Source organism: Paucihalobacter sp., assembly GCF_036825875.1.
Classification (GTDB): Bacteria; Bacteroidota; Bacteroidia; order Flavobacteriales; family Flavobacteriaceae; genus Paucihalobacter.
In genome coordinates this window covers 37,164-42,884 of sequence record NZ_DAISXK010000026.1, presented here as the reverse complement: position 1 = coordinate 42,884, position 5,721 = coordinate 37,164, and the positions used below count along the sequence as shown (strand labels likewise).

Annotated in this window: 4 protein-coding genes; 1 reads left to right on the top strand and 3 read right to left on the bottom strand. The window is 35.4% G+C overall.

Features of this window, described 5'->3' with window-relative positions; translation table 11 throughout:
• From V7Z48_RS08950 to V7Z48_RS08940, 3 genes are all read right to left on the bottom strand, one after another.
• A partial coding sequence (locus tag V7Z48_RS08950; protein ID WP_442954713.1) for an HYR-like domain-containing protein occupies positions 1 to 1,853 on the bottom strand: 1,853 nt, incomplete at its 3' end.
• 368 nt (positions 1,854 to 2,221) lie between these two features.
• Positions 2,222 to 3,733: a histidine ammonia-lyase gene (hutH, locus tag V7Z48_RS08945; RefSeq protein ID WP_334113069.1), complete on the bottom strand. Its 1,512-nt coding sequence runs from the start codon at positions 3,731 to 3,733 to the stop codon at positions 2,222 to 2,224.
• 62 nt (positions 3,734 to 3,795) lie between these two features.
• Positions 3,796 to 5,343, bottom strand: coding sequence for an NAD(P)H-hydrate dehydratase (locus V7Z48_RS08940; RefSeq protein ID WP_334113068.1), 1,548 nt, complete (start codon positions 5,341 to 5,343; stop codon positions 3,796 to 3,798).
• A gap of 244 nt (positions 5,344 to 5,587) precedes the next feature.
• Here V7Z48_RS08940 and V7Z48_RS08935 point away from each other — a divergent pair.
• Positions 5,588 to 5,721 (top strand): amino acid kinase family protein (locus V7Z48_RS08935; RefSeq protein WP_334113070.1); only part of this gene is annotated, 134 nt, incomplete at its 3' end.

The window sequence follows — 5,721 nt, the reverse complement described above, 5'->3', positions numbered from 1 at the left end:
CTGCCTTCACACTCACCATCTGCAACTTTATCTACGTAAGTAGCTTCTAATTCTGAAGTACAGTTATCGGCCTCGTCGGTTACATCACCGGTAGCTTCAACTGAAGCATCGTAAGCACAATCAGCATCAGTAAAGATTTCGATATCTGCTGGTGCAGTGAATGTTGGTGCGATATTATCGGTTACGGTTATGATTTGTACTTGATCGGCGGCTGCATTACCACATTCGTCAACTAATGACCAAGTTCTGGTAATTATTTTGCTGCCTTCGCATTGACCATCAGCAACTGAATCAACGTAAGTAGCTTCTAATTCTAAAGTACAATTATCAGCTTCATCGGTTACATCACCTGTAACTCCTATAGAAGCATCGTAAGCACAATCGGCATCGGTAAAGATTTCGATATCTGCAGGTGCCGTGAATGTTGGGGCCGTTTCATCAACCACAGTTACTGTAACTGAAGCAGTAGATACTCTCTCACACTCATCAATATATTCAAAGCTAACCACGAAGGATCCGCAGTTTTCGGTAAAAGGCTCAAATGTACCTTGTACTTCTCCTTCGATTAAACAGGCGCCTTTAAGGATACCATTACTATATCCTAAAATTGGAGCTTGAAAACTAGATAAGTCTTCACATGCTATAGAATAATCTTCGATAGCATCAAATTCGGCTTGAGGAGCTGGTTCTACAATAATAGTTTGTGATTCGCTTACGGAATTTCCGCAATCATCCGTAGCTGTCCAAGTTCTAACAACTATACCGCCTTCGCAAGCTAAGCCTAATTCACTAGTATCTTCAACGAATACAATTTCTACATTATTATCGCAATTATCAGTAGCAGTTATGCTACCCTTAGCGATTTGTGGAAGGGCATCTAAACATGAAGCCGTTGTGTCTTCTGGAATACCATTAAGTACTGGTGCTTCATCATCTCTGCCTTGATATACAATAATCACAGGATCCGCCTCATTTCCACAATCATCACTAATGATGTATGTGTATTCAGCCATCCATTTACAATCTGTACCTTTAGAATAAGAATATTTAACCACGTTTATATCACCGCAGTTGTCTTCAAAAAGAGCAGCTATATCTTCTTCCGATGGTCCTTGTTCTTTTTCTAGGAAACAAAGTTCTGAAGCTAAATTTCCAGAAGGAATTGTGGCTCCCTTTTTAAGCACAGGTGAAGCGGTATCACCACCAGAATATTCAATTCTAATATCTTCACCATACTGGTTACCACAAGCGTCAAAAACCTCATAGGAATAAATAACACTCCATTCGCAATCATCTCCAGTTGGTTGACCAATTTTGGTAACTGTTACATCGCTACATTCATCTTCGAAAAGTAAAGCAATGTCATCAATTGAAGGACCAGCTGGAATGGCATCAAAACAAAAGTTAAGACCTGCCTGACCATCAGGGATTTCTCCAATTAATTCTGGCGCTGTTCTATCGCCACCTTCAAAAAATTCTTTGGTGGTAGTAGAAAAATCCCCACAACTTATATTATAGGAATAAATTACTTGCCAATTACAATCATCACCTTGAACATTTTCGGTGATTGTTAAAGTTAATTCTGATTCTCCGCATTCTGTTTGGAAAATCATTGCAAAGTCAGCTGCATCAAAATTTGGTGCAGGACGGTCGTCAACACAGCGATCGAAGAAAACACTTCGGTTTGCTGTTTGTGCAAACGTCGAACCTATACTAAACGCAAAAAGAGCGATAAAGGCAAGAGCCTTCACACTTTTTATTTGTTTGGTAATAAGATCAACGCTACAACACGATAAATTTGAGATAGCTTGCCAAAATTTGACGCCGCTACCTCTTCGGGTAAAATTGCTCATAAACATAACATTTGGTTTAAATTAAAATTATCTTAACACTTAAGAGCGACAATAATAATTGTCTAACATAACACTTTGCAGTGGTTTAAAATGTAGGCTTGGGACCCGAACATAAATTTCATATATCAAAACCATAAAACTGGCTTAGATTGTTGAAATCTAAAAAATAGTGCTAAAAATCAATTGTTTGCTATTAACAATTTTATAAAGGGAGGATTTTATTAACTTTTAAAAAAAGTTTCAAAAATCAATTAAAAAAGACTCACGTCTGTTACATTATGAATCAAAAATAGATTTTAAATTACTGTCTTACAAATAAAATTAGCATTTTTTTGGCAAAAAAACACTTGAACATTTTAATTGTGCATTTAGTCGAACAGCATTATATTTTCTATGCAAAAATCATCGATAAATGACACAGTAGTTTTCATTGATTCATGAAAAATTTGATCTTCAGATGCAAATTTCACCTCTTTTCGATATGATTTCAGAAATGATTCGATGAATAAAGATGATTTTTTTGGAAAACGAAACATCAAAGCCTGAGAAGCATTTAATAATTCAATTGCTAAAATACTTTTTACATTTTCGATCAATTGATAAGATTGCACCGCTGCATTGGCACCCATGCTCACGTGATCTTCTTGACCGTTTGAAGATACAATAGAATCAACACTCGCTGGTGTTGCTAGTTGTTTATTGGCACTTACTATACTGGCAGCAGTATACTGCGGTATCATAAATCCTGAATTTAATCCTGGGTTATCTATTAAAAAAGCTGGCAACTCTCTATTACCTGAAACCAATTGAAAAGTGCGTCTTTCAGAAATATTACCGAGCTCTGCCATGGCTATTTTTAAATAATCTAATGCGAGTGCCAACGGTTGCCCGTGAAAATTACCACCTGATATTATTTCGTCAGCATTAATAAATATATTTGGATTATCGGTTACCGCATTCATTTCGGTAATAAATGTGCGCTCAACAAATTTTAAGGTATCCTTTGTTGCGCCATGTACCTGCGGCATACATCTAAATGAATAGGGATCTTGAACGTGATTTTTTTCTTGGGTAATTATCTCACTGCCTTCTAAAAAATCAGCAATTCGTTTGGCTGTTTGAATTTGTCCATTATGCGGTCTTACTAAATGAACTAGTTCATTAAATGGCTCTATTCTTCCATCAAAAGCATCTAAAGAAATACTTCCAATTAAATCGGCGAAATAAGACAACTTAAAACTTTCTATTAAACCAGTAACACCATAAGCAATCATAAACTGGGTGCCGTTGAGTAACGCCAATCCTTCTTTTGATTGTAATTGTATTGGCTTCCAATTAAACTGTTTTAAAACTTCAGAAGATGCTAATTGTTCACCTTTATATTTAACCATTCCCTTTCCTATAATTGGTAAAGACATATGGGCTAACGGCGCTAAATCGCCTGACGCACCTAAAGATCCTTGGGTATAAATAATAGGCAGAACGTCATTATTATAAAAATCTACCAGCCTTTGAACCGTTGCTAATTGAACGCCTGAATGGCCATAGCTTAAGGATTGTATTTTGAGTAGCAACATTAATTTCACGACCTTTTCTGGGACTTCATTTCCCATTCCGCAAGCATGCGACATGACCAAGTTTTCCTGAAGTTTTGATAAATTTTCAGAGCTGATTTTTACATTGTGTAAAGATCCAAATCCTGTATTAATACCATAAATTGGATTTATATTTTCTTTGAGCTTTTGGTCGAGATACTTTCGGCATTCTGTGATTTTTTGAATAGCCGATCCTGATAGTTCAAGTTTTTTATTTTGCATTATAATATCTTGAACAATACTTAAGTTTAAGGGTGAATCTGAAATATGATGTATTAAATTCATTGTTGATGATGGTTGAATACAAGCTAAATTAGACTACAAAGATGCATAAACATTTTTGAGTTTTATACATTATCGGTATCGTTTTCTACAGGCACTTCTGGCTGGGTGAACAAATCTAAAAAAGCATCAGCTATTCCTTCTATTACGTTAGAAGCTATCAAGCTTTGATAGCCATAAGTTTGCACTTTTATATCGGCCGATTTGCCATGTAAATATACACCGAAAGCCGCAGCGTCGAGTGGCTCATAACCTTGGGAGATTAAAGCCGAAATAATTCCAGTTAAAACATCACCAGTCCCAGCGGTTGCCAAACCAGGATTTCCTGTTGTGTTTATATACAGTTTATCTTTTAAAACGGTCATCGTATTGAATCCTTTAATAACTATTATTAATGAATGTTTCTTCGAAAACAACTTCACTTTTGAAATTTTGTCAAAGTCGTCCTTCCACACTCCGACCAATCTCTCCAATTCTTTTGGATGTGGTGTAAGTATGGATAACTCAGGAATTAGCTTTATTAATCCTCGTTTTTTTGATACAATATTAAGAGCATCAGCATCCATAACGATTGGTGAATTTTGATTTTTTAAAAATGATTCCAAAGCTAAAATAGTAGCCTCATTAGTTCCTAATCCCATACCAATACCGATAGCGCTTGGTTTCAAGTCGTATTTTATATCAGTAATTACATCGTCATCTACATCGGTGATAACCATTGCTTCAGGGAAGTTAGTTTGAATAGGAATGTAACCACATTTTGGCACATAAACTGTTACCATTCCAGCACCTGTAGCCAGTGATGATCTAGCCGATAAATTAACAGCACCAATTTTACCATAACTACCGCCAATTATTAAGGTATGACCAAAATTACCTTTATGAGCAAATTTATCTCGCGGTTTGTAAAGTGGTAACACTTCAAATTTACTTATAAGTTGCGCCTCAGTTTCTGTTGATTGAAGGTAGTCAGCGTCCCAACCTACATCCAAAACTTCCCATTGCTGTGTGAATTTCGCTGTTTGTGGTAGAAAAAATACCAATTTTGGAGATTGAAAACTTAAGGTGTAGTTAGCCCAAACTACATTATTATCGTCTTGAGGAATCGCATCAATAAATAATCCAGAAGGAATATCAATAGATAAGGTGAATGCTTTTGAATTTCTAAAATGTCTGAATAATGATGAAATCCACACATCAACAGGTCGATTTAATCCTATTCCAAAAATAGCATCTACAATAATATCATCAGGATAGATTTCGGGAAAATCAGAGGCACATTTCAAAAGTGCAGGCCAATTTTTTGAGGTTTGTTTTAATCTTTCGTAATTAACTAAAAAGTCTTTAGATCTTCTGTCACTACAATTAACAACATAAACTTTCACATTGTAACCATGATTTACAAGATGTCTGGCCAAAACCAAACCATCTCCACCATTATTACCGATGCCACAAAACACATGAATAGGCACTTGTGCACCTTGCATTCTTGAGTGCATCCAATTAAAAACTTCAGTTGCGGCTCTTTCCATTAAATCTACCGATGTAATTCCTTCGCGTTCTATGGTGATTTTATCGCCGTTATATATTTGTTTTTTAGAATAAACCTTCATTTTGTACTCATTTTTAACAGATAATGTAAAAATAAGACTTATAAATAGAGGTTCATTAATCAAACTCTAAAAATGCGAAAATACAGTTCAAAAATTGGCTTCTTAGTTTTTTTATCCCTTTAAAAATGATACTTTTGGTCGCTTAGTGTCAAGAAACAATAAACTTTCGATTAGAATTTATTTCTGTAAACCAATCGATTGAAAATTTTGAAATTTAATTTTTAAATTATCAAAACAAAAAACTATGCATGTATTAAAATTTGGAGGTACCTCAGTGGGAACCACAACAAACATCAACAGCGTTATTTCGATATTACAAAGCTACGCCAAGAATAGCGAAGTGATATGTGTAGTGTCGGCCGTTGGTGGCATTACTGA

What these genes read in the sequence shown, in the direction of transcription:
- V7Z48_RS08940 (WP_334113068.1), bottom strand. Translation starts at nt 5,343, where the DNA reads ATGAAGGTTTATTCTAAAAAACAAATATATAACGGCGATAAAATCACC.
- hutH (WP_334113069.1), bottom strand. Translation starts at nt 3,733, where the DNA reads ATGAATTTAATACATCATATTTCAGATTCACCCTTAAACTTAAGTATT.